Genomic DNA, 26,044 nt, shown 5'->3' on the forward strand with positions numbered 1-26,044 from the left:
GTAACACCAGTAGCGCCAGTAGCACCAGTAGTTCCGGTAACACCAGTAGCTCCGGTAACGCCAGTAGAGCCGGTAGCACCAGTAGAACCTGTAGAACCTGTGGTTCCAGTAACACCAGTAGCTCCGGTAACGCCAGTAGCACCGATAGTCCCAGTAGCCCCTGTAGCACCAGTAGCACCAGTAGTTCCGGTAACACCAGTAGCGCCAGTAGCACCAGTAGTTCCGGTAACACCAGTAGCTCCGGTAACGCCAGTAGAGCCGGTAGCACCGATAGCCCCAGTAGAACCTGTGGTTCCAGTAGCACCAGTAGTTCCGGTAACACCAGTAGCGCCAGTGACACCCGTAGTTCCAGTAGCCCCGGTAACACCAGTAGCGCCAGTAGCCCCTGTAATACCGCCAGTAGTTCCGGTAGGTTTTACAGGCCAAACTGGACAACTTGGAATAGGCCCAGTTCTACAACAACAAGGAAAAGAATTACATTTACTACATACTCGTTTTAGATAATTTCCAAAATGCAAAGTCTCACCTCCTCTCTCAAATATCGTATTCCGAGAGTTGATAGAGGAGGTAGACACATAACTATTTACTAATAGTAAATAGTAGGTTTGTTAATAATGCTTGAAGATTCATAATGTCCTACTAAATACTAATGGGTAATTTTTTGTCCTATTTATTCTAGCGATTAGAATGACTGGGAATCAGTCTGATTAGACCTTAAGGTTTGCTCGAAATACTTTTTATTGTGTAAAACCTTTGCGTCGTTTGGGATAAAGGAGCCGGCTAAATCATTGTGTGCGTTTGCGAGTTCGTATTGTTGAAGACGATCAAATAGAACACAAAGCTGTAGGTGAGGAAGCCAAGTTGTGAAGCTTTTATTTTGAAAAGGAGCGTTAGGATTTTGTTTAATGATAAGTGCTTGTTCGTACCAGAAAATAGCTTCATAATTCTTATATTGCTCCATGAAATGATAACCTAGTCGACAACAGGCCTCAGGGCGGGGTACATCGTATTCAAAGCTTCTTAGTATAGCACTAAAATTGTTTTCTGGATCATTTAAATTTGTATAGCAATCCGCTAATTTAAAGCAAGCACGAATATTATCTTCCACCCAGCCAAGCTTTGACGTTAAAAATAATTCGTAATAGTAAATGGCTTCTTCAAATTGACCATGATCTAGTAACTCATTAGCAAAATAAAATGTATCTCGTGGTGATAATGTTTCACCAGATTCAACTAATGTCTTATAAATCGTAATATTACGTGAATGATCATGAGTTAATGGTAGGTGACTAACCGCTATATCGCTATCGATTAATTCGCCACCTACTTCCAAATATTCGTGGACAGCACCAATCCATTGGAAGCTTTTTTCTTTCTTTACTAGTCGGTTTCTTCTTATTAAAGCATCAACATTTCCTTCACTATCGAAGCTAAGATTGTAATTCATTGAAACGGCATCAATAGTAGGGGAAAGAGAATTCTTTAACGCCTTAAATTTTTCTTGATCTTCTTCTAAAAAAACATCGTCTGCATCTAACCAAAGAATGTAATCCATCGTTGCTTGCTGAAAGGCATAGTTTCTGGCAGCGGCAAAATGATGGATCCATTCAAAATCAAAAATTCTATCTGTAAATTGAGCAACAATTTGTTTTGTACGATCTGTTGAACCAGTATCTACAATATTGATTTCATCTACTAAACCTTTAACAGATTCAAGACATCTTCCGATGACATCTTCTTCATTTTTCACAATCATACATAAGCTGATGGAAACCACATTTTATTCCTCCTTACCATTATCCTTGTAATATATGTATAGAAGGAGGTATTGGCTGGATGAATACAATTGAATTGTGAAATGTATTTTTATGGTTTGTCATAAATTTACCTTTCAAGTTTCACCCGAATTTCACAATTGTGAAGTATAGTAAAGGGGCAGAGGTGATAACGTTGAAAAAATGGGCATTCTTCATTTTTTCTTTACTACAAATAGTTTGGTTAGCGGGTTGTACTGAAAAATCGTATGAATCGATTGAGCGTGATCGAAATTTTATAGCTTCATTAAATATTCAAGAGCCATCATTGGACTTTATTGATGAAAATGGGCATGTATTAGCGAAGTGGTTATTTGATAGAGCTTACTCAGGAGCAACATTGCTAGGGGATGATCAAGTTCTCTTATACGGACACCAATTAAATACCATCGACGTCTATACACTATCTACTGGAGAAAAGCTCTATTCTCAAAAAGTAGAGGTTGGTACAACGAATGTGTATTATGATGACAATATCAAGCAATTTTTTATAACGAATAGTAAAACTAATACAGTGACAAGCTTTGATCATGAAGGAAACGTGCTGGCCTCCAAGCGGGTAGGTAATTATCCTATGTCAATGGCATCGTATAAGGATAAGCTGTATGTGATAAATTTCAAAGATACAAAATTATCTGTTTTAAATATGAAGGATTTACAAATTGAACAGGAGTGGCCGATACAAAAATCTTCACATGGAATAGCCATTGTAGACGAGACTCATGAACTTTGGATAGGTGGCCATGGAGAAGGAAGTAAGCCAAATAGTTCGGTTAAAAAATATGATTTGAGCAGTGGTCAATTGCATGGCGAAATAAACATGCCATTGATGCCAGTAGGGTTAAAAAAGACAAAGGATGCTGTACTTGTTGTCAGTCATGGTCATAATGAGTTATATGTTGCTGACTTTGATGGTCATATAAAATGGCAGCAGGAAGTAGGAGCAAACCCTTTTGTGGTCAATCAATTTAAAGACTATATTGTTGTCGCCGGCTATGACGATCACAAATTGCACTTTATAAAAGATGGCCAAAAGGAAAAAACAGTTGATGTCGGGAAAGGTGCTTTTCAGCTGTTAGTAAGGGAGGAAAAACAATGACAACTGTATTAATAGTTGATGATGAGCAAGATATGCGGAACCTAATAGAAATGATGCTCAATAACTCTGAAATTGAAACATTTACTGCTGCGAGTGGTACTGAGGCATACGATATAATTGTACGTGAGAAAATTGATTTAGTGCTGCTTGATGTAATGATGCCGCATGAGGATGGCTTTGTTGTGTGTCAAAGTATACGGGCTATGTCCAATGTTCCGATTATATTCCTGACAGCACGTGACGCCAATGATGACAAAGTGAAGGGTCTTACACTTGGTGGTGATGATTATATTGTTAAACCATTTACACATGATGAACTAGTCGCTAGAATTTACGCAGTATTAAGAAGAAGTGGTGCAAATATTGCAGAGCTACAGCAAAAATATGTTGTATTTGGTCCCATTAAAATAGATGAAATTGCACGTAAAGTATCGGTCGATGGAAAAAGTATCCCCCTTACTTTAAAAGAATTTGAACTACTCCATTTATTTATGAAAAATCCGGGAAATGCCTATACACGTGAGCAATTATTAGAGCGCATTTGGGATATTGATTATGTAGGTGGGACACGAACTGTCGACACTCATATAAAAACCTTACGCATCAAGCTTGGAAAGGAAGCGGCTGCACATATTCAAACGGTCTGGGGAGTCGGCTACCGCTTTGATCCTGGCGAATGAAAAAGATAGCCACACGTATTTGGTTGTTAATTTTTGCATTTTTAATTATTACTGTTGTTTTTATGTATGTCCTCACGAATTTTTTATACCAACGCTTATATGTACAAGATACCGAAGATACAATGGTTGAGGTTGGCCTAAAGCTACAGACAATGTATAACAATGGAAAGGTAACGGATGAATTTATTGCAGATATTGAACGTTTTAACGATTATTCAAATTTAAATATATTTGCCGTAAGAAATCCACGTGAATTAAGTGCCTGTGTTCCATTTGATATAGATTATGAAACATTAATTGGACCTGAAGAAAGACAGAAATTACTTTCTGGTAGTTATGTGCAAAAAATTGGCTATGAACCTCGTTTCGATCGACAGCTAATTTCTGTCGTCTTGCCCCTTGTCGATCAAAATAGATTAGAAGGAATTATTTACATTTATTTCCCTCTAGCCAAAATTAGTGAATTAGCTAATAGTGGGGTGATTCTGTTATTTATTAGTGCTTTCATTTTTTTAGTGGTTGTAAGCTACTTAATTTATAAAGGTATTCGGCATATTATGCGACCATTAAACGATTTGCAACTTGCGGTGGAACAGATGTCCTACGGGAATTATGAGACACGTGTACCTGTAAATTCACGAGATGAAATCGGCAAATTATCAAGCACCTTTAATAAAATGGCAGAGGCAATCCAGCAAGAGGATGAAGCACAAAAAACATTTTTAGCGACTGTTTCTCATGAGTTACGAACACCAATTAGCTATGTAAAGGGCTATAGTGAAGCAATGCAAAATGGCATTATCACAGAAAATCAAAAAGAAGAAACGATTCAGCTTATTGTTCGTGAGGCTAATCGAATGGAGAGGTTGACGAACGAATTACTTCAACTTGCCAGAACTGAAAATGAACAAACAGACATAGTAGTGTATCCAATTCCTTTGGGAGAGACTTTACGAGAGGTTCAAAAAATCTTAACACATCAAGCAGATAAAAAGAACATAACATTACATTTAGATGTGGATGATGCCTTAATTATTCAAGCGGATGAGGTAAAGCTTAAACAAATTTTCATAAATATTATTGAAAATGCTATTAATTACTCGTATGAAAATTCGAAGGTTGAAGTGGTGGCTCTTGAAAAGAATGGAAGTGCACAAATCACCATCAAAGATTATGGAATCGGCATCCCACAAGAGGATATATCACACGTAACAGAGCGATTCTACCGTGTTAACAAGGCGCGGAGTCGAGCAGATGGCGGTAGTGGACTAGGTTTATCGATTGTAGAGCAATTATTAAAACAGCTACAGGGAAGATTGGAAATAAAAAGTATTATTGAAAAAGGCACAATCGTTAAGATTACATTGCCATTAATGGAGGATTAAAAAATGAAAAAATGGTTATTTGCACTAATTGCGATTCCTGCCTTATTGGTAGGCTGTGGAGAAAAAAAAGAAGAGGCTTTACCGGAGCCAGAAGTTCCACAAATACCAGAAGTTGAAATTTTAACACCAAAAGAAGTACCACTTAATGAAACAATTGAGCTAGCGGCCCATGTTGAGCAGGGTGGTAAAAATGTTGATGACGCTGTAGTAGAGTTTGAGGTGTGGGAATCAGGGAAACGTGATGAAGGACAAATGATTGATGGAAAATTAGACAAAGATGGCGTATATAAAGCGACAACTACATTTGATCATGATGGGGTTTATTATATGTATGCGCATACAACAGCAAATGGTGTTCATAACATGCCTAAGCAAGAAATTCTTGCAGGAAGTCCCGATATGACACAAGTTTTGCCAGAAGATGAAAAGAGCAATAACAGTATGGATAATAACATGATGAACCATGATAATGGCACTTCTGACGATACTGATCAAACTGAAGAAAAAAAAGATGAAGAAAATCATCATTAAACACTTGCAATTTTTTAAAAATAGGAATATGATAATGACCAGATGACCGGAATGGTTTTCTGGTCATTTTTATGAAAGTGTACTTTTGATGTACATAACCTAACAAGAAAGGGTGTTACTAATGGATCGTAGGCAGGAAATTCTTGAAGCAGCTGCAAAATCTTTCACATTGTTTGGCTACAAAGCAACAACAATGGAGCAAGTGGCAAAGATAGCTAATGTTGGTAAAGGTACGATTTATACATTCTTTGCAAATAAAGAGATTTTATTTCAGGAAATCGCTATGTCACTAGTTCGAGAGATGAAGGGTGAAGCGGATGCAGTGTTGGATGCATCAGCAAGCTTTATGGATAATGCACATAATGCTTTAATGAAAATGCTACAGTTCCGTGAAAAACATCTTTTATTTGCGAAGTTAATAGAGGAAGAAAAAGAACTACGTACACCAGCTGTTAAACAGGTGCTTCTACGCATCGAGACAGAAATTTTATCGTATGTTGCAGAGTTAATTCAGCGACGTATTAATAAAGGTGAAATTAGAGATTGTGATGCAGAGCTGGTTAGTTACTTACTATTAAAGGCCTATCTTGCATTTGTTGTCGATTGGCATGAGTTACACGGTGATGTGATCCCTGAAGAGAAGATTCTTAATCTTTTCAAGGAGACAATCTTTCGAGGTTTAATTCTAACTTGATTCGATTTCGATATTCACTAAAGTGTCGAATCAAGTGTTCTTTTTGCAAAGGTTGAAGGGTTTATATTTTTTTTTGAACAAAAATGACTGAATGACGTTTTCGGTCAAATAGTTTAGGAGTGAGGATATTATATGATTAAAGCTGAGTGGCTGAAGATCTTTAAAACAAGAAAAATGCTTGTTTCCATCATTGCTGTATTATTTATTCCAGTAATGTATGCGGGTATGTTTTTATGGGCGTTTTGGGATCCTTATGCAGGGCTTCCTAATCTTCCAGTAGCTGTTGTTAATGAGGATACTGGTGCTGAGATGGATGACGTAAAATTAGACTTAGGGGATACCTTAGTTGATAAGTTGATAGATAGCGAGCAGTTTAACTTTATAGAGGTCTCAAAAGAAGAAGCCGAAAAAGGTTTAAATAGCCGTGATTATTATATGATTCTAGAAATTCCAACAAATTTCTCTGAGCATGCTACAACATTATTAGATGACAAACCATCAAAATTGGTTATGAACTACATTCCAAACGAAGGGCTAAACTTCCTTGGTGCACAAATTGGTGAGACTGCAATGGATCGTGTCCGTGCAGAAGTAAATTCACAAGTTTCAGCAACTTACGCTGAAAAATTATTTGATTCTATCGCAACACTCGGTGATGGCTTTACAGAAGCCGCTGATGGCTCTAATAAGCTTGATGAAGGTGCCCAAAAAGTTGCGAACGGTGCAAAAGATTTAAAAGGTTATCTTGAACAGCTAGCATCAAGTACAGTTGAACTATCAAATGGTACAGATAAATTAACAAAAGGTGCTGGAGATGCTGCAAAAGGTGCGAATGATTTATCTAGTGGTTTAGTTAAACTTCAAGATGGTACAGTACAATTACAACAAGGTGCACAGCAAGCTGCCAATGGTGCAACTAGCCTTGAGCAAGGATTATCACAATATACACAAGGTGTTGCTAAAGTTGGGGCAGGTTTAAACACTTTAAATGATAAACAGCAACAAATTAGTGCAGGTGCAGCTTCTATTGCTGAAAATGCAGGTGCATTAAATGGTGCAGCCAACCAATTAACTGCTGGTTCGGCTAAGGTAGAAGCAGGTATTACAGCGTTATCCAACCAGTTACAAACAATGATGGCTTCAATGTCAGAGGAACAAGCGGCGGCATTAAAGCAAACATTAGCAGAGCTACAAGCCGGTAGTGCTAGTGTACACAACGGTTTAACATCATTATCTACAGGTACAGAAAAATTACAAGCTGGTGCTAATCAAGTAAGCTCAGGTGCAGGTCAAATTGCAGCAGGGCAAGCGGAGGTGCTAGCAGGTGCTAATGCTCTAACAGCAAAAAGTAATGCTTTAGTGGAAGGTGCCAAAGGTCTACAAGCAGGTAATGCAACATTAGCTGCAAAATTAGGGGAACTAAATGCGGGTGTGAATACAGCTGTAACAGGCTCTAAAACATTGGCATCTGGTTTAAATGAATTAGCGAATGGTACAACGACTTTAAATCAAGGAACATCTACCCTTGCTTCAAAATCTGGTGAGCTAGCACAAGGTTCTGCAACACTTGCAGATGGTTCTACAGAACTTGCTGATGGTACGTCTACATTATCAGGCAAATTAGGTGAGGCAAGTGAAAAAGCAAATGAAGTAAAAGCTAATCAAGACACTTACGATATGGTAGGTAGTCCGGTTGAAGTTGAAAAAGAATCAGTCAACCATGTTCCTAACTATGGTACAGGTTTTGCACCATACTTTATTTCTCTAGGTTTATTCGTAGGTGCATTATTAATTTCAATTGTGTTCCCACTTGTTGAACCAGCTATTCGTCCAAAAAATGGTGCATCTTGGTTCACAAGTAAAGTGACTGTTTTAGCAGTCGTAGGTTTAGTGCAAACAGTACTAACAGTAGTTATCGTTAAATGGGGTCTAGGACTTGAAGTCAATAATATGGGCTACTTTATTTTAACAGCATTATTAACAAGCTATGTATTTTTAGCATTAATCCAGATGCTTGTTTCGATCTTTGGTGATCCAGGACGTTTCATGGCAATTGTTGTATTGATTTTACAATTAACAACAAGTGCAGGTACTTTCCCACTTGAATTAATTCCATCACCATTACAAGTATTTAACAAACTATTACCAATGACTTATACGGTTCAAGCATTTAAAACAAGCATTTCTACTGACGATATGTCATTCTTAATGCAAAACTATGGAGTTTTAGCTGGCTTCTTAGTAGCATTCTTAGCCATCACATTCGGTTACTTCATGCTACTGCATAACAAACGTTACTCTAAAATAGCTGAGGAAAACTAAAATAGTTGAAGCACTCACCAACTGAGGTGGGTGCTTCTTTTTGGTTTTAAACGCCAAAAAACAACAGCTGATATGAGCGTATCAGCTGTTGTTTTGTAAGTGTAAGAGATTTAATTAAAGGTTCATCAAAATATGATGAAGTTGTCATTATGACTACGTGTGGGGCACGTAAATGACAATTACAGAATAGGCAAATGCTTATAGGTGGTTACATTTTTCACAAGTGTTGCAGTAGCATTCACTTTGTTCTTCAATTTTTTCACCGCACTCTGTACATTGCTTAGCAGGCAAATTCTTGAAAAATTCAACTACGTTTTCTAACATTGTGGACTCCTCCTTTAAGTTCATCTGTACTATTACTGTTATGATATTTTCTAGTGTATTATAACAGATGCTTTTCGTCAACACAAAATGCCTAATTTGCGTTAAAATAAATATGGATATTGTGTGAAGGAGGAAACGTAAACTATGATTTTCGTTGATAATAAAGGGATCCATGATCCACGTGTTAACCTTGCTATTGAGGAGTATTTACTTAAAACAATGGATGTTGAAAAGGAGCCAGTGCTACTTTTTTATATTAACCAGCCATCCATCATTATCGGTAAAAATCAAAATACCATTGAAGAAATTAATACGGATTATGTAGAGGATAATGACATAATTGTTGTTCGCCGTTTGTCAGGTGGTGGAGCCGTGTACCATGATTTAGGGAATCTTAATTTCAGTTTTATTACAAACGATGATGGCGATAGCTTTATGAATTATAAAAAATTCACACAGCCAGTAGTAGATGCTTTGGCAAAAATGGGTGTGAATGCGGAGCTTTCAGGACGTAATGATATTCTTGCAGAGGGGCGTAAAGTTTCTGGAAATGCTCAGTTTTCTACACGAGGCCGTATGTTCAGTCATGGGACGTTGATGTTTGATACTGAAATAGATGCCGTTGTGTCAGCCTTGAAGGTCAAAAAGGACAAGATTGAGTCTAAAGGAATTAAATCTATTCGTTCCCGAGTAGCAAACATTTCGGAGTTTTTAAAAGAAAAGATGACGATTGAAGAATTCCGCCTTGAAATTTTAAAATCCATTTTCGATGGGGAAGCAAACATTCGTTATTATGAACTGACGGAACAAGATTGGGAAAATATTCATAAGCTTTCAGCAGAACGTTATCAAACATGGGAATGGAATTATGGTAAATCACCGCGCTTTAATATTCAAAAGACGCACCGTTTCCCAACAGGAGGCATTGATATTCGTCTTGAAGTTAATCATGGTATCATCGAAGAGGCGCATATTTTTGGAGATTTCTTTGGTGTAGGGGATATGACTGATATAGAACAACGCCTAGTTGGGACAAACCATGATAGAACGGCTATAGCAGAAGCATTAGCAGATATTGATATTCCTACATATTTTGGTGGAATTTCAACTGAGGACTTTTTACAATTAATTTATTAAGAAAAATTCGATTTCATGTAATGATTTAGCCTAAAGGTTCGCTGACAATTATGTCGTCGAACCTTTTTTTGATACAATATAGTTAGAAAGGAGTGTTGATATGGAAAAGCATCGAATATTCATAGTTGAAGATGATGTGAAGATTGCATCATTACTAGCGGAAACGCTTAGAAAATATCAATACGAAGTTGAAACCATTCAAGAATTTGATCATCTTATAGAAGAATTTACAGCATTTAATCCACATATGGTGCTGCTTGATATAAATTTACCTTCATATGATGGCTACTATTGGTGCCGTCAGCTACGTCAGCATACAACGTGTCCAATTATTTTTATTTCTGCTCGCTCAGGGGAAATGGACCAAATTTTTGCACTTGAAAATGGGGGCGATGATTTTATTACAAAGCCCTTTAATTATGAAATTGTCTTGGCTAAAATTCGTAGTCATTTGCGTCGTACATATGGTGAGTATGCTACAAGGCAAGAGGAGCGGACAATTAAGCAAGGACAGCTTATTCTTCATTTAGAGAGGATGGAGCTGCATAAAAATGAATTAGAAATCCCACTCCAGAAAAAAGAGTGTATTATTTTAGAATTGCTTATGGGGAATGCTCCGAAAGTAGTAACACGGGAGCAACTATTAGAGGAACTTTGGGATGATCAAGCATTTGTCGATGAAAATACGTTGAATGTTAATATGACTCGCGTCCGTAAAAAATTAGCGGATTATCAAATTGCATCAACTATTGAAACTGTGCGTGGCGCAGGCTATCGATTCATATTGAGTGCGGGTGAATTATAGTGGGCTGGAAATTATTTTTACGTGATTATGCATCATTTATTGTATTTCAGCTCCTATTAGTTGGCTTTATCATGGTGTTATATGGACTAGATGGATTCAGAAATATCGATACAGCTATATATTCCTTCTGTATCAGTCTTGTGCTGCTCTGTTCATTTTTACTTGTTCGCTATTTAATGCGGCAACGTTATTTGTTGAAAATATCCCAGCTACCAACAGCAATGGAGGATGTGTTACAAAAAAATGCCAAAACGCCAGAAGCAATGCAAACAGAGAAATATATGCATGAGCTATATCGACTCTATCAACATGAGCTGCATTCATTATACGCTAGTCAAAAACGTCATGATCAATTTATGAATCAGTGGGTGCATCAGATGAAAACACCTATATCTGTCATAGAGTTACTGCTGCAGGATGATCGTCCGCTGGATAAGAAAAATGTGCAGGAGGAAATTGATCGTTTACGTAGAGGCTTAGACATGGTGCTTGTAAATGCACGATTAGAAAACTTCGAAGATGATATGCAAGTAGAACAGGTTGCATTAAAGTCCATAGTGACTGCAACTGTTAATGAGAATAAACGTTTATTTATTACGAAAAGAGTATTCCCTGAAATTCATATTGAAGATGATCTTATTGTGGCGAGTGATTCGAAATGGCTTCGCTTCATTCTCGGTCAGTTTGTAACCAATGCAGTGAAATACACATTTGAAGCCAATAAAAAAATAGTCATTTCTGCTATTAAAAAGGATGATTATGTACAGCTAGCCATTTGCGATGAGGGGATCGGTATTCCAGCTTCTGACCTTTCACGTGTTACGAAGGCCTTTTTTACTGGTGAAAATGGGCGGAAAACAGGGGAGTCTACTGGGATGGGCCTTTATTTAGCCAAGGAAATTTGCGAGAAGCTTGGACATGAATTGGCTATTTCATCAGAGGTAGGAAAAGGGACGATTGTTACATTGACATTTACAAATTAGGGGGAGCTAGGATGACAGAAGTAAGCATTGAAGGCTGGCTATTAAATATCGATAAAGAGAAAACAAAGTCTCTTTTTATGACACATTTGCAAGAGGGCGATCAAGTAACTTATCAAAATTTCGTCATGGCAAATGAAGTGCTAAATGAACAACTACTGCATTTTTCAAATATCCTTGGGTTAAACTTACAACAACCAACATTATTAAATGGGTTTCCTGTTGATGGTCAACAGATTATGTATAGTGGACATTACACTGTATATGGTGAAATTCTCGAGGGAGAAATGGATGCCTGGGATGTCATTATAGGAGAGCATTGTTTTAGTTTAGTAGCGGAAGAGTCCGTTTTAGAATTAACAGAGCCCCATTTTCAAATCGGCTTTGAAGTTGTATTACAGTGGCTTTTACCGCAATCATTAGAATTAATGAAGAAATAAGGTGAATTTAGCATGCCTATATTACAAATTAAAGATGTGACAAAAGTTTATGAAGGCAAGGTCACACATCGTGCCTTAAATCAATTGAGCTTTGACGTGGAAGAAGGCGAGTTTTTAGCAGTTATGGGCCCTTCCGGAAGTGGTAAAACAACATTATTGAATATTATTTCTACTATTGATGAACCAACGAGTGGAGAGATAATTTTAGATGGCATGAATCCTCATAAGCTTAATGCAACGGAGCTAGCCTACTTTAGAAGAAGGCAGCTAGGCTTTGTCTTTCAGGACTTCAATCTTCTGCATATGCTAACAGTTGAGGAGAATATTGTGTTGCCGTTAACATTGGACCAGCAACCATTAGAGGTAATGGAGGAACGGCTGGCTAATATTGTCGATAAGTTAGATTTGACACCCTTCTTGCACAAGCGTCCAAATGAAATTTCGGGTGGACAAGCACAGAGAACAGCCATAGGTCGAGCACTTATTCATAATCCAAGTCTCATTTTAGCAGATGAGCCAACAGGTAATTTAGATTCGAATTCTTCACGGGATGTACTTGAACTTTTAACGAAAGTAAATAAAGATAAACGCACGACGATTGTGATGGTAACGCATGATCCAATTGCAGCAAGTTACTGTGATCGAGTGCTATTCATAAAAGATGGCGAATTTTTCAATGAAATTTATAAAGATGACCGTCGTCAAATGTTTTTCCAACGTATTTTAAATGTTTTGAGCTTACTAGGAGGAGGGCAAGTAGGTGACCTTTCGACAATTCGCTTACCGTAATGTCGTACGGAACAGCCGGATATATGGTGCCTTTTTCATGGCGAGCTTTTTTTCTGTGGCTGTATTTTTTATCTATTCAATGCTGATGTTTCATCCTGATATTGAACGCGGAATATTAGGAGAAGTATCACTTATTGGCATGGTGGGTGCTGAAATTGTACTCGTCCTTTTTACGTTATTCTTTTTATATTATTCTATGAGTGCCTTTTTAGAGGCTAGATCACATGAATTTGCGATGTTATTGCATCTAGGGATGGAAAAGCGTCAGATGAATAAACTTGTCTTTCTAGAGACAATGATTATTGGGGCAGGCTCCATCATTGTAGGAATTGTTTTTGGCTTTTCTTTTTCAAAATTCTTTTTCATGATTGTACGGGAAATTTTACATTTGGATGAGTTACCATTATATGTTTCCTGGCAGCCATTCCTACTGACAATTGGCGTATTCACAAGTGCCTTTGTCGTCATTTCTTTTATTAGTGTATATTTTACACGAGAGAGGAAATTACGGGATCTAATTAAAGGTAGTGATTATTTAAATAGTTTAACAACCTATTCCAAAATTCGGGCTATATACGGTATTACTTTAATTTTAGGGACTTATATTCTCGCGTTTGTTGTCGGACATACGTCTTTAATAGGACTAACGCTATTAATACCATTTTCAGCAACATTTGGTACTTATTATTTTTTCAGCGATTCTGTTCCGTGTTTTTTAGATTTAGCACGTGGTAAACGTAAATTTCATTGGCAACGCTATCGTCTGCTCTCACTAGCTGAGCAAACTCATATTATGATGGATAATGTGAAAATGTTTTTTGTCGTTACTATGGTTTCCACACTCGCATTTTTATCTGTAGGTGTATTAGCGACAATGTCTTCTTACACAACCCAATATGATCGTTTAAATCCATTGGGCTTAGTTTATAAGGGCGATATTGATAATCCTTTTGAGCGAGAGCATATAAATTCTTTGCGTCTGCAATTAGAAGAGAAGGGGTTATCCTATCAGCTGTCCCGCTTTGTTGTTGTTAAGCAAACATCTTCTTTCACGCAAAATGAAGTAGAGGTTTTTCGTGAGTCTGATATGAATGTCTTGCTATCTTCCTATAGTTATCCACTTCTAAATCTTGATTCCGGTGAAGCGGTATTTATTCCCTATTCAGAGGATTCACTAAAAAAATTAAAAAATAGAGTTGTGCATACAGTGCTTGAAGAAAATTCGATACCAATTACGATTGATAGTGTTTATCCTAAAATTGTGTTTCCTGGTTCAATTGTAAGCGTAAACTCGATTGTTATTAGTGATGAGGATTTTGCAAAGCTTATTCTTCCTATTTCTGAGGAAAATATTATTCAACCAAGCTATCATTTATTTACATTTGTTATTCCGCAGTGGATGGAAACGAAGGAAGTCGGTAAGGACATCGATTATTTAGAATCCAATTTATATTTTCTTAAAAAGGATAAATTCAGTCCATTCTACTTTGAAAATGCCGGATTAAATTATTCTTATATATTAGCTACCTACTCATTATTTACATTAGTGGGAGTTCTAGTAGCTACTGTATTCTTACTGGCTGCAGGAAGCTTTATCTATTTTAAATTGCATACATCACTAGAGAGAGAAAAGCGTAAATTTGATGTTTTAATGCGTATGGGCTTAACGGATATAGAGTTAAAGAAGCTTGTTAACCGCCATTTATTTCCTCAATTTTTCTTACCATGGGGCGTTGCTATGATGCACAGTGCCTTTGCGTTTCTAATGGTACAGGGCATTTTGAAGGATATCGCGAATATTTCGATTGTAAAAGAAGTATTCTTTGCTTTTGGCTTTTTTGTATTAATTCAGGTAGTGTATTTTTATTTAATTCGTTGGCGATACATTTCTCATATTCGTTCGTAATGTAATTGTGTAAAAGAGAAAAAAATGAATTATTTAACGTAATTTATGACATGAAATAAAAAGACTGATTGTTTTTTACATATATTTCTTATATAATATTACTGAATAACGATTCATTTTATACGATAAGGGGATGGTGTAATTGAATTTAGTTTCACGTGTTCGTCAACAGGCAACAGAACAGCCGGAAAAAGTTGCGTATCATTTTATGGGGAAAGATACGACATACGGAGAATTCGAGCAAACAGTTGGTCGTTTTGCAAAGGGGTTACAAGATTTAGGTGTTGAAAAAGGGGATCATGTGGCGTTTTTACTCGGCAATACACCACATTATTTAATTGCTTTGTATGCAACAATGCGTTTAGGGGCAACGGCAATCCCTGTTAACCCAATCTACACACCAGATGAAATTTCTTATATTTTGCATAATGGCGATGTAAAAGCAGTTATTGCGCTGGATCTTTTACTACCATTGGTGGAGAAAGGTGTACAAGCATTTCCGCAGGTAAAAGCATTTGTGGTTTGTGAAACAACGGCAGATATAGCAGAAAAAGTAGCAGCTTTATCACCAAGTGCTCAAGAAAAAACTCATTTATTTACACAAATTGTCGCCAATACTTCTCAATCTTTACTACCTGTTGAAGTGGCAGATGATGACAATGCTATTATTTTATATACTTCGGGTACTACTGGCACGCCAAAGGGAGCGATGCTTACGCATGAGAATGTTTATTCAAATGCGCGTGATGTTGCCCATTATTTAGGTATCCAAGAAAAGGATCGTGTTATTGCCACATTACCTGTATTCCATGTCTTTGCTTTAACAGTTGTTGTAAATGCGCCATTATTAAGTGGAGCAACAGTTTTACTAGCACCTAGATTTAGCCCTACAGAAATTTTTGCTTTAGCGCGAGAGCAAAAAGCAACAGTCTTTGCTGGGGTACCAACTATGTATAATTTCTTATATCAATTACCTGAGGGTAATCCTGAAGATTTCTCGACAATTCGTTTAGCTATTTCAGGAGGAGCATCTTTACCAGTTGCACTATTACATAATTTCGAGCAGAAATTTAATGTGCGTGTGTCAGAAGGATATGGCTTATCAGAGGCATCACCCGTGACGTGCTTTAATCCTTTGGATCGTGACCGTAAAGCTGGATCTATTGGTACATCGATTAGCAATGTGGAAAATAGAGTTGTCGATGTAAACGGTCAGGAAGTACCTGTTGGTGAGGTTGGGGAGTTAATAGTACGTGGCCCTAATGTAATGAAGGGGTATTATAAATTGCCAGAGGAAACGGCTATGACAATCCGTGATGGCTGGCTCTATACAGGCGATTTAGCAAGGGTGGATGACGAAGGCTATTTTTATATTGTCGATCGTAAAAAAGATATGATCATTGTAGGAGGCTTTAATGTCTATCCTAGAGAGGTAGAGGAAGTATTGTTTGCCCATAATAACATTGTAGAGGCAGCGGTAGTTGGATTCCCTGATCCTAACCTAGGAGAGGCAGTTCATGCATATGTGGTATTAAAAGAGGTGGCGGCCACTACGACGGAAGATCTTCTATCGTATTGTGGTAAGCATATGGTGAAATATAAGGTGCCTAAGGTCATTGAAATTATGGATGAATTACCTAAAAATACGACTGGGAAAATTCTTCGTCGTTCCTTAAAAGAAAAAGTATAAAACGAAAAAAGCTACTATTGAAAAATGGTAGCTCTTTTTTTGTGTACATTATTCGTATAATAGTAAAATCAGTTGAGGTAAGTTATCTGGAAGTGATAAAATCAAACTTGTGAAATCTTCTACATACTTTTCAACAGCTTGTCATATAGTGAGGAAGTAATGTAAAAAGACGTACAAAACTGGAACCCTTTGATGTAAGGCTACGTCAAAGCTTTTAGGTAAAAATACTATTGAAAGAGAGCATACAAAAACATGATAGAACTCATTCAGGAGTTAATAAGCTTTATTGTGCATATCGATGTGCATTTAGAAGAAATCATTCGTGATTTTGGCAATTGGAGTTATCTTATTTTATTTGCCATTGTTTTTGTAGAAACAGGCGTCGTTATTTTCCCATTCTTACCAGGTGATTCATTACTATTCGCAAGTGGTACATTGGCTGCTGCAATGGGAGCCTTTGATATGTGGATATTAATACCAGTATTTTTAGCAGCGGCCATTTTAGGTGATACAATGAATTATCATATTGGTCATAAAGTTGGAACGTCGATTCCTCCAAAGAGCCTTCTCGGAAGAGTTGTGAAAAAAGAACGTATGGAAGCAGCTGAAAAATTCTTCAATACACATGGTGGAAAAACAATTGTAATAGCTCGTTTTATGCCGTTTATTCGTACATTTATCCCATTCGTAGCGGGAGCAAGTAAAATGAATTATAGCTACTTCTTACTTTATAATATTTTAGGTGCTATTTTATGGGTATTCAGCTGTACATTACTTGGTTATTTCTTTGGTAATATTCCTATTATTAAAGATAACTTCTCAGTTGTGCTTATATTAATTATTTTTATCTCTGTCGTTCCAGCAGTAATTGGTGCGATAAAGGCCAAAGTTAGCAAATAATTTGGACAGTCCTAACGTGATGCCACATCACTGGGACTGTCTTTTTTAGGTAGAAAAAAGCACTAGTAAATCTATAATGGTGATGATAAATTATATTGAAGTATAAGCATCAGGTCGTAAAAAATGCTATACTATTAATTACTAGAATGTGGAGAAATGGGGGCAACGAAATGGAAGTATTTATTGGCAGGCAGCCTATTTTTAATCTTCACGAACAGGTCGTTGCGTATGAATTATTATATCGTGGCAAAAACGTTAATGCCTTTCCAATGGTTGATTCAGATGCAGCAACTATTGATGTACTGGTGAACTCATTTCTTTCAATTGGTTTTGAAGAAGTAACAAAAGGTAAGCCAGGTTTTGTTAATTTTACTGATAACTTATTAATGAGCTCCATTCATGAATTTTTAAACCCTTCACAAGTTGTCATTGAAATTTTAGAGGATGTTCCACTGACATCACAATTAGTGAAACGGGTGGTGGAGCTAAAAAAATATGGGTTTCAAATTGCATTAGATGATTTTATTATGGATGAACATGTTGAAATCTATGATGAATTATTTGAACAAGTTGATTATATAAAAGTAGATTTTCTAGCAACATCGATGGTTAAAAGAATGGAGATTGAACATAAAGTAAAAGGAAATTATCCACATATTCAATTGCTCGCTGAAAAAGTGGAGACTCGTCATCAATTTGAAGTGGCTAAATCTTCTGGATACGTCTTATTTCAAGGCTATTTCTTTGAACAACCTCAAATTATTAAAGCAACAGATATACCTGCAAATACGATTCAGTATATTCATATCATCTCATTGCTAAAAGAAGAAGAACCGAATATTCAATTATTAGCAGAAAATATCGAACGAGATATTTCTTTAACGTATAAATTATTACAAATGATCAATAATTCATCTAAGCGTTCAAAATCTAAAGTACGCTCCATTAAACAAGCAATTGTGTTATTAGGTATATCCAATTTACGAAAATGGATTTATCTATTAGCGATGCGAGAAATTGATATTGATGCTGATTCAGATCTTTTCAAAGAAGTGATGTGTATGTCCTTGTTTCGAGCAAAAGTTTGTGAGAAGTTAGCGAAGCTCTCCTACAAAAAGAATTTTTCGGAATATTTCCTTGTAGGTATGTTTTCTCTCATTGATACATTACTGCAAAGACCTATGAGTAGCATATTGCATCAGCTACCATTTTCAGAAGATATTACAACTACAATTTTAGGCCACGAAACAGAAATGACGCCTTTTCTAGAATTTAGTATCGCTCTAGGCCAATTAAATTGGGAGCGTTTAGAGGAGCTAGGTGCTCAATTAAATATCCCGCTCAATGATATGGATCTTCTATATTATGAGGCAATGGAATGGGCAGAAAAATCATTTTAAGTAAGTGCCAATATTTCATACAAAAAGCTATCTTACATTCGTATAAGATAGCTTATTTTTATCCTCCCCAATCGCTAATCTCTTCATCAAGATGAAGTTCTCAATGTGTAAAGTATTTGCTATAATCATCTCGTCTTAAAAAAATTCTGATAGTTGAAGTGGGCGTGGGGAAATGAAACATGATGTTCGGGAAAACATTGTGGACTATGTGTATGTTATTGTAGGAGCGGCAGTGATTGCTATTGGTTTTAATGTCTTCTTATTACCAAATCAGGTTGCCTCCGGAGGGGTAAGTGGAATTAGTACAATTTTGCATGGGTTATTTGGCTGGAATCCGGGTATTGTACAATATGCCTTTAATATTCCACTATTTATTGCTGGTGTTTTATTACTCGGCAAAAAATTTGGCATAAAATCATTTATTGGTACGATTACATTACCGTTTATTGTCTTGCTAACAAATAGCTGGGAGCCATGGACGGACAATCCTTTGCTTGGAGCTCTTTTTGGAGGAATTGTAGTGGGATTAGGAATAGGACTGGTCTTTAAAGGGAATGCTTCTACTGGTGGCACTGATTTACTAGCGCAAATCATTACGAAGTATACTGGATTAACGCTTGGTACAAGTGTACTGTTAATAGATGGAATCATAGCGATTAGTGCAGCAGTTGTTTTTGATTTAGAGAAAGGTTTGTATGCCCTAATTGGACTTTATGTAACAACCAAAACGATTGATATTATTCAGCTAGGTTTTAGCCAATCTAAAATGGTCTATATTATTACGTTGAAACAAGATGAAGTACGTGAAGCCATTTATGCAGAAGTCAATCGGGGTGTAACTAAGTTACAAGCATTTGGGGGCTATACAGGAGAGGCACGACCAGTTCTTATGGTTGTTGTTTATCAGACAGAATTCACAAAGCTGAAACAACTCATTAAAAGCGTTGACCCATCAGCGTTTGTCATCGTTTCGGATGCCTATGAGGTATTAGGAGAAGGTTTCAAACGTGCATAATTTTGGTATAATGGCGGCGTAAGGTATTATCGATTATGAGGAGGGGTACTAATGAAAAAAGCAATGTTAACATTAGTGTTCGGTTCAGCAATTTTCTTAGCAGCTTGTGGAGGCGGAGATAAAGAGGCAACTAACAATGAAGGTGCCACTGCTCCAGATGGAGAAGCTATCGCAATGAAATCATGTGTGACATGTCATGGTGGCGAGCTACAAGGTGCCAATGGACCAGCATTAAACGATGTAGGTTCTCGTTTATCGGAATCGGAAATTTTAGATATTATTAATAATGGTAAAGGTGGCATGCCTGGAGGAATTGTAAAAGGCGCAGATGCTGAAGCAGTTGCTAAATGGTTAGCTACTAAAAAATAATACTTCAAAAACTAGCGGACTGGAGAGCCGCTAGTTTTTTTTGTGAAGAGTAAATACATTTCTTTTATACATAGACATGCTAAAATAAGGAGAACCTTATCCATTGATTGGAGGCTTTTTCATTGGTCGTAGTATTAACGAGAGATGTTATGGAGAAATTTAAGTTAGAGTTATTAGCAGGTGAGGAAGGAATCGGCAGAACGATCGTGACAAGTGATATTTCAAGACCGGGACTTGAAATGGCAGGGTATTTTACACATTATCCAGCCAATCGAGTACAATTGCTTGGCAAAACAGAGCTGTCGTTTTTTGAAATGTTACCAACAGATATCAAGCTTGAGCGGATGCGCTTACTTTGTTCCCAGGATACACCTGCAATTATAATTTCTCGGGATTTAGAAGTACCTGAGGAGCTGATTCAAGCTTCCAACGAAAAGCATGTTCCAGTTTTTAAAACACATATGACAACAACCAAGTTTTCAAGTAGATTGACGAACTATTTAGAGGGTCGTTTAGCACCAATGACAGCTGCACATGGTGTCCTTGTTGATGTGTATGGCATTGGTATACTGATTATTGGTAAAAGTGGCGTAGGTAAAAGTGAAACAGCTCTTGAGCTTGTCAAAAAAGGTCACCGTTTAGTAGCCGACGATTGTGTCGAGATTCGACAAGAATCAGAAAATTTATTAATTGGTAGTCCACCTCCTCTTTTAGAGCATTTACTGGAAATACGAGGCATCGGCATTATTGATATTATGACCCTATTTGGTGCAAGTGCAGTCCGCCCGTATAAACGTATTACACTTATTATTGAGCTGGAAATTTGGGACCCTCAAAAAGTGTATGATCGATTAGGCTTAGAAGAAGAAAAGATGAAAATCATTGATACGGAATTGACGAAATTAACAATTCCTGTAAGACCAGGACGGAATGTATCTGTAATTATCGAAGTGGCAGCGATGAATTATCGATTGAAGAAAATGGGCGTAAATGCGGCTGAAGAATTTTCAAGACGTTTAGATGAAGTTATTTCGTCAAACGATGTATTAGATGATTAAAAGTTAACCGTGCTTTGGTAACAGATAGTTGGAGAGGAGCAAAAGATGGATTTATTACTTTTACAAATTAACCCGATTGCCTTTCACTTAGGGCCAATTCCAGTCCGTTGGTATGGATTGCTCATCGTATCGGGTATTATTTTAGCGTATGTGGTGGGCCAACGAGAGGCGGTAAAACGAGGATTGCCTGAAGATTTTTTGGCAGACTTATTATTGTGGGCAGTTCCGATTTCCATCATTTGTGCGCGCATTTATTATGTGTCAATGCGCTGGGATTACTATAGTGAAAATCCAGGTAAAATCATTGAGATATGGAATGGCGGTATTGCTATTCACGGTGCGTTAATTGGTGCATTTGTGACGGCTTACATATTTACTCGTATTAAAAATGTAAGCTTTTTACGAGTAGCGGATATTGCAGCGCCTAGTATTTTAATTGGACAAATTATCGGTCGCTGGGGCAACTTTATGAATCAAGAGGCTTATGGTGGTCCTGTATCAAAGGAATTTTTAGAAAATTTAATGTTACCAGATTGGATTATCAATCAAATGTATATTGAAGAATTGGGTACTTATGTACATCCTACGTTCTTGTATGAATCCGTGTGGAATCTAATTGGGCTCATTATCTTACTAGCATTACGTAAGGTAAATTTAAATCGTGGGGAAATTTTCTTCAGTTATTTAATTTGGTATTCTATTGGTCGTTTCTTCATTGAAGGAATGCGTACAGATAGTCTTTACCTAGTTGGCGATTTACGCTCAGCACAAATTGTATCTATTATAAGTATTGTAGTAGGTCTTGGGGCCATTATTTATCGTCGAATAAAGGTTAAACCAGCCATGAAATACTTAGATAATAAATAAGGGGATGTAACATATGGCTGTAAAGGCACTACTATTTGATTTTGATGGAACTTTACTGAATACAAATGAATTAATCATTCAAACATTTATGCATGTTTTAAATGAGAGATTTCCCGGGCAATTTTCGCCAAAAGATTGCTTGAAATTCATTGGTCCATCCCTCAAGCAGACATTTAATGACATTGCACCAGGTGAAGAGGAAGCTTTAATAGCCAAATATCGAGCTTGGAATTTAGAGCATCATGATGAGCTTGTTAGTCAATACCCTGATGTTGTTTCGACATTAGAGCAATTAAAAGCGCAAGGAATATTATTGGCGATTGTTTCGACAAAACGGAATGATACGATTGATCGTGGGCTATCTATCCTTGGAGCAACACACCTATTTGATGTGCGTATTGGAACAGATAATGTGAAAAATGTGAAACCTGATCCTGAACCAGTATTACTTGCATTGGAACGTCTAGGCGTCGACAAAGATGATGCCATTATGATTGGAGATAATTCGCATGATATAGAAGCCGGGCATCGTGCAGGAGTCAGAGCAGCGGGTGTCGCTTGGGCGATTAAAGGTGAGGCGTATTTGCAGCAGTATCAACCGGAATATATTTTGCATCATATGACGGATTTATTGGATATTGTGAAAGAGGGGTAAGGTAGATGGCGCGTAAAACAGAACGTTACCGTGTCGAAGGAGCGAATTCTCTTTGGAAAATCTACGATACGGTGTCCTTTTGGAAGGTGATGAAGTGTTTCATTATCATTCAAATTGGACGCTTCACACCATTTTTACGTGTGAAAAACTGGCTTTATCGAATATTTTTAAAAATGACCATTGGTGAAAAAACATCATTAGCCTTAATGGTTATGCCAGACACTATGTATCCTGAACGTATTTTTATTGGAAATAATACAGTGATTGGCTTTAATACGACCATTTTAGCCCATGAATATTTAATAGAGGAATATCGTTTAGGGGATGTCCATATTGGTCATGAAGTAATGGTTGGTGCGAATTCTACCATTTTACCTGGTGTGACAATTGGAGATGGCGCCATTGTTTCGGCCGCTACTCTTGTACATAAGGATGTGCCGGCTGGTTGCCTAGCAGGAGGAAACCCGATGCAAATTATTTATACAGCAGAGCAAATGGCAGAGCGGAAACGTCATGAAATAGTGCAATGGTGTACACCTAAAAAATAATAAACCTTCAATAAGTTCAAAAAGCTACTCCCAACAATTTTTGGGAGTAGCTTTTGTTTTTTTGTATTATGAAGCCGATTTATGCGTGTACAGCATCATATTCTGATTTGAATTCACAATTACTATGATCGCCTAAGCAAGTTGATTCAACGAAAGCTGATTTAATGGCAGTACCATCAATATCTTCGGTTGTATGCAATGTAATTTTATCACCAGGATAAAAATCTCCCTTACAAATACTAACGATCATTTGCTCACTAAGTTGTACGAATGGACATGCCATCATAAATCCCTCCAATGTGTATTATAACTGTTGTTTTATTTATTAATGCTATTCTATATTAAGAATTTTAAATTGTAAAAGTAAAAGTAGAATGAGAGTAATAATCATCGGAAATACTGATAGAATAGTATTTTTATTGATAATGAGATTGAGAATCATTTTAATTATACATCGCAATAAAATTATGTTGATATAATTTTATGTTGGGTCGTATTGAGAATAGGTGGTGGAATGGTCTATATTTCCGTCCACTCGAGAATCATTATCAATTTTTTACAGACAAGTTAACAGCGTCCATGATTTGTTTGTCACATTTTAGACACATTCTCATTCTCAATCTTTAAGTTTTGTAGATTTTCTTCAACTTGCACTTGCCTCTCTATATTATTCAAATGAAAAGTAAATTAAAGATTTAGATAATTAAGGGAAATTACGTTGACTGTTGAAAAGAATTAAGTTAGAATTCTTTCATAATCTAATTCTCTAATACTCTAGTGAATTAAAGTGAATGTGAGGAAGTGTTCAAATGTCGTCAATAAAAATGTTTGAAAAACCACTTGGAATGCGTGACACATTTCCACAGATCTTTGAAAAAGTTGAAGCAGTAAGACAGTCTGGCAAAGATTTCTTATGTAAAAGAGGATATGAGTTTATCAAAACACCAGCTGTTGAATATTTTGATACAGTCGGAAAAGCCTCCGCGATCGCTGATACTCATTTATTTAAACTTGTGGACAGTCAAGGAAATACATTAGTGCTACGACCGGATATGACGACCCCCATTGCTCGAGTGGCCACTTCAAAATTATTGAAAGAAATGATTCCTCAACGTTTAGCGTACTTCGCAAGTGTTTTTCGTGCACAAGAAGCAGAAGGTGGGAGACCAGCAGAGTTCGATCAAATGGGCATTGAATTAATAGGCGACCAATCCGTATTTGCTGATGCAGAAGTCATAGTGACAGCAATGGAGCTTTTGAAACACTTACAACTAGAAGCGTTTAAAGTGACGATTGGGCATGCAGGAATCCTAAACTGCATTTTACAAGATTACACAGAGAGTATTGAACAGCAAGCTACACTGAGAACTTTACTTGTCCAGCGAAATCATGTTGGATTTGAAGAAGCGGTAGAGTCATTTAATTTACCAAAGGCTAAAGCGGATGCTCTTCTCCAGTTTATTGAAGAAGCAATGGATGTGAAGGACATTCGTGATATTGAACAATATGTTCGCAAAAATGATGCATTAGAATATATGCAACAGCTTGCTCAGCTATTGGAGATGGCTGACCTAGCTGATTATGTTACGTTTGATTTTACACTTTCGAGTCATATGAGTTACTACACAGGTATGCTTTTTGAAATATTTGCCTTAGGCAGTGGTTTTCCATTAGGGAATGGTGGTCGTTACGATGGATTGTTAGAGGTGTTTGGATCAAAAGCTGGTGCGACAGGCTTTAGCATTCGTGTCGATCGTTTATTGGAAACATTAAATGGGCAATCAGAGGGGCAGCAAGAAACAACTGTTGTGCTGTTTGAGGAAGAACAATTTGAGGCAGCTTTATTACAGGTAAACACATTACGAGGAGCGGGGAAATTTGCTACCTTACAGTTGCGTAGTAGCCTAGTCGATGAAGAAGCCTTTTTAGCACACTTTACTGAAGTAGTTGTAGTTGGACAGGAGGAAGTTGGCAGTGAATGAATTAACAATTGCAATGCCAAAGGGGCGAATCTTTGAAGAAGCCTACCAAATGCTATTAGAGGCAGGATTTAATTTACCAGAAGAGGTAGAGATGTCGCGTAAATTAATGATTGAAATACCAGAAGAGAAAATTCGCTTTATTTTATCAAAGCCAATGGATGTGCCTGTTTACGTTGAACATGGTGTAGCGGATATCGGTATTGCAGGGAAGGATGTTTTGTTAGAGCAGCAGAGAGAGGTACATGAATTACTGGATTTAAAAATTAGTAATTGCTATATCGCATCAGCGGGTTTACCCCATACAGAGATGAATGAGATTGCTCCTAGAATTGCAACGAAATATCCGAATATTGCGATGAAATATTATAAAGGCATTGGGGAGCAAGTCGAAATCATTGAGCTGAATGGATCTATTGAATTAGCTCCTATGATTGGCTTAGCTGATCGAATTGTCGATATTGTTTCTACAGGACGCACATTAAAAGAGAACGGCCTAGTGGAATATGAATTTATTTCGGCTGTCTCATCTCGGTTAATTGCCAATCCAGTCAGTTATCGCATGAAGGGTGAACGCATTATTGACCTTGTAAGACGACTAAAGAAGTGTGTGAATGAACAATAAAGTAATCATATCTGGCTACATATGAGTAACTG

Annotated in this window: 26 protein-coding genes and 1 pseudogene; 23 read left to right on the plus strand and 4 right to left on the minus strand. The window is 37.0% G+C overall.

Features of this window, described 5'->3' with window-relative positions:
- Window positions 1-518 (minus strand): annotated as a pseudogene (locus tag AC07YC_RS14355) (collagen-like protein); the annotation flags it as partial.
- Window positions 519-682: 164 nt separating this feature from the next.
- Window positions 683-1,777, minus strand: a complete 1,095-nt coding sequence (locus tag AC07YC_RS14360) for a glycosyltransferase family 2 protein (protein ID WP_494919717.1) — start codon at window positions 1,775-1,777, stop codon at window positions 683-685.
- Between the two features lie 164 nt (window positions 1,778-1,941).
- On the opposite strand from AC07YC_RS14360, the gene AC07YC_RS14365 reads away from it, so the two are divergent.
- The 6 genes from AC07YC_RS14365 to AC07YC_RS14390 all read left to right on the plus strand — a co-directional run bounded on the left by AC07YC_RS14365 (window position 1,942) and on the right by AC07YC_RS14390 (window position 8,525).
- Window positions 1,942-2,913, plus strand: a complete 972-nt coding sequence (locus tag AC07YC_RS14365; protein ID WP_225316110.1) for a YncE family protein — start codon at window positions 1,942-1,944, stop codon at window positions 2,911-2,913.
- Window positions 2,910-3,593, plus strand: a complete 684-nt coding sequence (locus tag AC07YC_RS14370) for a response regulator transcription factor (RefSeq protein ID WP_036120294.1) — start codon at window positions 2,910-2,912, stop codon at window positions 3,591-3,593. The genes AC07YC_RS14365 and AC07YC_RS14370 overlap by 4 nt, the downstream gene beginning before the upstream one ends.
- Complete coding sequence (locus tag AC07YC_RS14375; RefSeq protein ID WP_494919718.1) at window positions 3,590-4,978, plus strand: sensor histidine kinase; 1,389 nt, start codon at window positions 3,590-3,592, stop codon at window positions 4,976-4,978. The genes AC07YC_RS14370 and AC07YC_RS14375 overlap by 4 nt, the downstream gene beginning before the upstream one ends.
- A 3-nt stretch (window positions 4,979-4,981) precedes the next feature.
- Window positions 4,982-5,509: a FixH family protein gene (locus AC07YC_RS14380; protein ID WP_494919719.1), complete on the plus strand. Its 528-nt coding sequence runs from the start codon at window positions 4,982-4,984 to the stop codon at window positions 5,507-5,509.
- A gap of 121 nt (window positions 5,510-5,630) precedes the next feature.
- Window positions 5,631-6,203, plus strand: a complete 573-nt coding sequence (locus AC07YC_RS14385; protein WP_008173298.1) for a TetR/AcrR family transcriptional regulator — start codon at window positions 5,631-5,633, stop codon at window positions 6,201-6,203.
- Window positions 6,204-6,335: 132 nt separating this feature from the next.
- The gene (locus AC07YC_RS14390; RefSeq protein WP_494919720.1) at window positions 6,336-8,525 is read left to right on the plus strand and encodes a YhgE/Pip family protein; all 2,190 of its coding nucleotides are present in this window, start codon (window positions 6,336-6,338) and stop codon (window positions 8,523-8,525) included.
- 198 nt (window positions 8,526-8,723) lie between these two features.
- On the opposite strand, the gene yhfH is transcribed toward AC07YC_RS14390, so the two are convergent.
- Window positions 8,724-8,849 carry a protein YhfH gene (gene yhfH / locus AC07YC_RS14395; RefSeq protein WP_008173294.1) on the minus strand — a complete coding sequence of 42 codons (126 nt, stop codon included), beginning with the start codon at window positions 8,847-8,849 and terminating at the stop codon, window positions 8,724-8,726.
- 144 nt (window positions 8,850-8,993) lie between these two features.
- On the opposite strand from yhfH, the gene lplA reads away from it, so the two are divergent.
- The 15 genes from lplA to AC07YC_RS14470 all read left to right on the plus strand — a co-directional run bounded on the left by lplA (window position 8,994) and on the right by AC07YC_RS14470 (window position 23,408).
- Entirely contained in the window at window positions 8,994-9,986 is a 993-nt protein-coding gene (gene lplA / locus AC07YC_RS14400) for a lipoate--protein ligase (protein ID WP_494919721.1), read from the plus strand.
- Window positions 9,987-10,086: 100 nt separating this feature from the next.
- The gene (locus AC07YC_RS14405; protein WP_008173292.1) at window positions 10,087-10,791 is read left to right on the plus strand and encodes a response regulator transcription factor; all 705 of its coding nucleotides are present in this window, start codon (window positions 10,087-10,089) and stop codon (window positions 10,789-10,791) included.
- Window positions 10,791-11,774, plus strand: coding sequence for a sensor histidine kinase (locus AC07YC_RS14410; RefSeq protein ID WP_336637134.1), 984 nt, complete (start codon window positions 10,791-10,793; stop codon window positions 11,772-11,774). The genes AC07YC_RS14405 and AC07YC_RS14410 overlap by 1 nt, the downstream gene beginning before the upstream one ends.
- A gap of 11 nt (window positions 11,775-11,785) precedes the next feature.
- On the plus strand, window positions 11,786-12,211 hold the full coding sequence (locus AC07YC_RS14415) for a hypothetical protein (protein ID WP_494919722.1): 426 nt from the start codon (window positions 11,786-11,788) through the stop codon (window positions 12,209-12,211).
- A gap of 12 nt (window positions 12,212-12,223) precedes the next feature.
- Entirely contained in the window at window positions 12,224-13,000 is a 777-nt protein-coding gene (locus AC07YC_RS14420; protein WP_144788976.1) for an ABC transporter ATP-binding protein, read from the plus strand.
- A complete protein-coding gene (locus AC07YC_RS14425; RefSeq protein ID WP_494919723.1) occupies window positions 12,972-14,906 on the plus strand; it encodes an FtsX-like permease family protein in 1,935 nt (644 codons plus the stop codon). Before AC07YC_RS14420 ends, AC07YC_RS14425 begins: the two co-directional genes overlap by 29 nt.
- Window positions 14,907-15,048: 142 nt before the next feature.
- Entirely contained in the window at window positions 15,049-16,596 is a 1,548-nt protein-coding gene (locus tag AC07YC_RS14430; protein ID WP_494919724.1) for a fatty acid--CoA ligase family protein, read from the plus strand.
- Between the two features lie 255 nt (window positions 16,597-16,851).
- Window positions 16,852-17,496: a VTT domain-containing protein gene (locus AC07YC_RS14435; RefSeq protein ID WP_225316111.1), complete on the plus strand. Its 645-nt coding sequence runs from the start codon at window positions 16,852-16,854 to the stop codon at window positions 17,494-17,496.
- Window positions 17,497-17,666: 170 nt separating this feature from the next.
- Complete coding sequence (locus tag AC07YC_RS14440) at window positions 17,667-18,896, plus strand: EAL and HDOD domain-containing protein (RefSeq protein ID WP_336637130.1); 1,230 nt, start codon at window positions 17,667-17,669, stop codon at window positions 18,894-18,896.
- A gap of 172 nt (window positions 18,897-19,068) precedes the next feature.
- The gene (locus tag AC07YC_RS14445) at window positions 19,069-19,911 is read left to right on the plus strand and encodes a YitT family protein (RefSeq protein ID WP_036120271.1); all 843 of its coding nucleotides are present in this window, start codon (window positions 19,069-19,071) and stop codon (window positions 19,909-19,911) included.
- Between the two features lie 51 nt (window positions 19,912-19,962).
- Window positions 19,963-20,280, plus strand: coding sequence for a cytochrome c551 (cccB, locus tag AC07YC_RS14450; RefSeq protein ID WP_008173280.1), 318 nt, complete (start codon window positions 19,963-19,965; stop codon window positions 20,278-20,280).
- A gap of 122 nt (window positions 20,281-20,402) precedes the next feature.
- Window positions 20,403-21,338 carry an HPr(Ser) kinase/phosphatase gene (hprK, locus tag AC07YC_RS14455; protein WP_025116542.1) on the plus strand — a complete coding sequence of 312 codons (936 nt, stop codon included), beginning with the start codon at window positions 20,403-20,405 and terminating at the stop codon, window positions 21,336-21,338.
- A gap of 45 nt (window positions 21,339-21,383) precedes the next feature.
- Window positions 21,384-22,205 carry a prolipoprotein diacylglyceryl transferase gene (gene lgt / locus AC07YC_RS14460; RefSeq protein ID WP_336637129.1) on the plus strand — a complete coding sequence of 274 codons (822 nt, stop codon included), beginning with the start codon at window positions 21,384-21,386 and terminating at the stop codon, window positions 22,203-22,205.
- 13 nt (window positions 22,206-22,218) lie between these two features.
- Window positions 22,219-22,860, plus strand: a complete 642-nt coding sequence (gene ppaX, locus AC07YC_RS14465; protein ID WP_036221132.1) for a pyrophosphatase PpaX — start codon at window positions 22,219-22,221, stop codon at window positions 22,858-22,860.
- A 5-nt stretch (window positions 22,861-22,865) separates the two neighbouring features.
- Window positions 22,866-23,408, plus strand: coding sequence for an acyltransferase (locus AC07YC_RS14470; RefSeq protein ID WP_494919725.1), 543 nt, complete (start codon window positions 22,866-22,868; stop codon window positions 23,406-23,408).
- A gap of 79 nt (window positions 23,409-23,487) precedes the next feature.
- On the opposite strand, the gene AC07YC_RS14475 is transcribed toward AC07YC_RS14470, so the two are convergent.
- Window positions 23,488-23,691, minus strand: a complete 204-nt coding sequence (locus AC07YC_RS14475; protein WP_494919726.1) for a hypothetical protein — start codon at window positions 23,689-23,691, stop codon at window positions 23,488-23,490.
- 526 nt (window positions 23,692-24,217) lie between these two features.
- Between AC07YC_RS14475 and AC07YC_RS14480 the strand changes: the two genes are divergently transcribed.
- Entirely contained in the window at window positions 24,218-25,390 is a 1,173-nt protein-coding gene (locus AC07YC_RS14480) for an ATP phosphoribosyltransferase regulatory subunit (RefSeq protein ID WP_494919727.1), read from the plus strand.
- Complete coding sequence (hisG, locus tag AC07YC_RS14485) at window positions 25,383-26,012, plus strand: ATP phosphoribosyltransferase (protein ID WP_036120252.1); 630 nt, start codon at window positions 25,383-25,385, stop codon at window positions 26,010-26,012. Before AC07YC_RS14480 ends, hisG begins: the two co-directional genes overlap by 8 nt.
- Window positions 26,013-26,044: the final 32 nt, after the last annotated feature.

Source organism: Lysinibacillus sp. GW247-5R2A (genome assembly GCF_059424475.1).